This window comes from Blautia sp. AF17-9LB (genome assembly GCF_003479185.1).
GTDB lineage: Bacteria > Bacillota > Clostridia > Lachnospirales > Lachnospiraceae > Fusicatenibacter > Fusicatenibacter saccharivorans.
In genome coordinates this window covers 1-2,589 of the sequence record NZ_QUGU01000040.1, presented here as the reverse complement: position 1 = coordinate 2,589, position 2,589 = coordinate 1, and the positions used below count along the sequence as shown (strand labels likewise).

General features: G+C 48.0%; 2 protein-coding genes. Both read left to right on the top strand.

The window, feature by feature from the left end; genetic code table 11:
- Window positions 1-231 (top strand): hypothetical protein (locus DWX00_RS19955; RefSeq protein WP_207658702.1); only part of this gene is annotated, 231 nt, incomplete at its 5' end.
- A gap of 421 nt (window positions 232-652) precedes the next feature.
- The gene (locus tag DWX00_RS19340) at window positions 653-2,485 is read left to right on the top strand and encodes a reverse transcriptase/maturase family protein (protein WP_118540911.1); all 1,833 of its coding nucleotides are present in this window, start codon (window positions 653-655) and stop codon (window positions 2,483-2,485) included.
- The last annotated feature ends 104 nt before the right edge of the window (window positions 2,486-2,589 follow it).

Genomic DNA, 2,589 nt, shown 5'->3' with positions numbered 1-2,589 from the left:
GCGCGTCCAGAAGCGCCGCTTTTCATCCGAAAGCGGTGCGCGGGCATTTTGGGAATCCGGCTTTGGCAAGCCGGTAAAGAAAAGTATCAAAGACGTGAAAAATGTCACTTTAGCGTCATTCGGTTTACCCCGGAGGGAAACCACAAGGGGGACAATAGCGTACCGAAAAAATCGCAAGTTGGGGAAACCATCTACCCACGACTGAGCGGCAAGACGCAACATTGTGAATGAGGAACAAGGCTAAACTGCTTTAAGGGCAGTCCGAGGCGGGATACTCGACCCGGCGGCGCAGGATGGTTGTATTCGCCGTATGTCATAGCAGAATGTGACAGGTAGACACAGACCGCACGATACTTATGACAGCCAGCCGCAATAAGCGGAAAAGGACGAAAACCCATTACCGACATCACAATACGCTTTTCCCAAGGTGTCTAACTGGAGATTGCCTAAACCGGAGTGCCGGGATTATCCGGCTATGCGTAATGCCGCAAGGTGAAAAATTTCAAGGGGTAAAAACCCAAGAAAGATGACGCTGAATATCCGGCATGGCAACGGAGCCTCCGTAGTAGTCCGAGGGCGGGAAAGCCGTCTACATGGCGAAGGGAGGCAGGATGTCAACCAATTCATAAAAAGGAAAGGTGCGTGAGGCATTATGAGAAGTCCTGAAAATGTGTTGGAAAGCCTAAAATCCAAGGCGTGTAATAAGAGTTACAAGTACGAGCGGTTATACCGCAATCTGTACAATCCACAATTCTATCTGCTGGCATACCAGCGGATACAGGCGAAACCAGGCAACATGACAGCCGGAACAGACGGCAAAACCATTGACGGTATGGGAATGGCAAGGATAAACGCCCTCATTGAAAAAATGCGTGATTTCAGCTACCAGCCCAACCCGGCGAGGAGAACGTATATCCCGAAATCCAATGGGAAAATGCGCCCTCTGGGGATACTGTCATTCGACGATAAACTGATACAGGAGGTGGTGCGGCTCATCTTAGAGAGCATCTATGAGCCAACTTTCAGCGACTACTCCCACGGTTTCCGCATAAACAAAAGCTGCCATACGGCACTCAAATATGTACAGAAATATTTTACGGGGACAAAGTGGTTCGTTGAGGGGGATATAAAGGGCTGTTTTGACAATGTAGACCATCATGTGCTGATTGACATTCTGCGGAAGCGGATTGCAGACGAACATTTCATTGGTCTGCTATGGAAGTTTCTGAAAGCCGGATATATGGAGGACTGGAATTATCACAATACCTACTCCGGCACTCCCCAAGGCTCTATCATCAGCCCCATCCTTGCAAATATCTATATGAACGAACTGGACAACTATATGGCAGAATACGCAGAGAAGTTCAACTGCGGAAACCGCCGTAAAATCAATCCTGCGTTCAAGAAGAAGTTGGATGTTTGCCGGGGAAAAGAGCAACGGCTTAAAAGAAATCTCTCTAAAATGAGCGAGAAAGAAAAAGAGGGCTTAATTGCGGAAATCCGGGAACTGCGGCGCAGTCTGAAATCCATGCCATACAGTGACCAGATGGACGACAGCTATAAGAGGATTTGCTACGTCCGGTATGCGGATGATTTTCTGATAGGAGTTATCGGCAGTAAAGAGGACGCAGAACAGGTAAAACAAGAAGTAGGCTGTTTTATCCGGGAAAAACTTCATCTGGAAATGTCCGGGGAAAAGACTCTGATTACCCACGGACATGATTTTGCAAAGTTTCTGGGATACGAGGTCACAATCGCCAAGGGCGAGTACAGCAAAAAGACCAAAACCGGGGCTACCAGACGAGTGAACAACGGAAAAGTCTTGCTCTATGTTCCCCATGATAAATGGGTAAAACGCCTGCTCTCCTACAATGCCCTCAAAATTAAATACGACAAACAGAACGGAAACAAAGAGGTTTGGGAACCTGTCCGGCGCACCCGCCTGTTGCACCTGGACGACCTGGAAATCCTAAACCAGTACAACGCAGAAATCCGTGGATTATACAACTACTACCGGCTCGCAAACAACGTGACCGTACTCAACAACTTCTACTATGTAATGAGATACAGTATGCTCAAAACTTTCGCCGGAAAATATCGGACACGAATTAGCAGAATTATTCGCAAGTACCGTCAAGGAAAAGACTTTGTTGTGGAGTATCCGAAGAAAAATGGCAAAGTGGGTAAAGTGCTGTTCTACAATAATGGGTTCCGCCGGAATACCAAAGTCGAAAGCGGCAACCCCGACATAGTGGCAAGAGTGGTTGAGAACTACGGGCGCAACAGCCTGATTAAAAGGCTACAAGCGAACAAATGCGAGTGGTGCGGCACAGAGAATGTGCCGCTTGAGATACACCATGTACGAAAACTCAAGGATTTGAGTGGCAGGAAACAATGGGAAATCGCCATGATTGGGCGCAGACGCAAGACAATGGCACTCTGCATTGACTGTCACGATAAGTTACACGTAGGGAAATTAGACTGACATCTGGAGAGCCGGATACATCGAGAGGTGTAAGTCCGGTTCGGAGGGGAGTTCTCGGAAACCTGCCATAGTGATATGGTAAGGCGTCGGGTTCTTACCCTACT

Coding starts and splice junctions, on each gene's coding strand:
- DWX00_RS19340 (WP_118540911.1), top strand. CDS start 653: ATGAGAAGTCCTGAAAATGTGTTGGAAAGCCTAAAATCCAAGGCGTGT.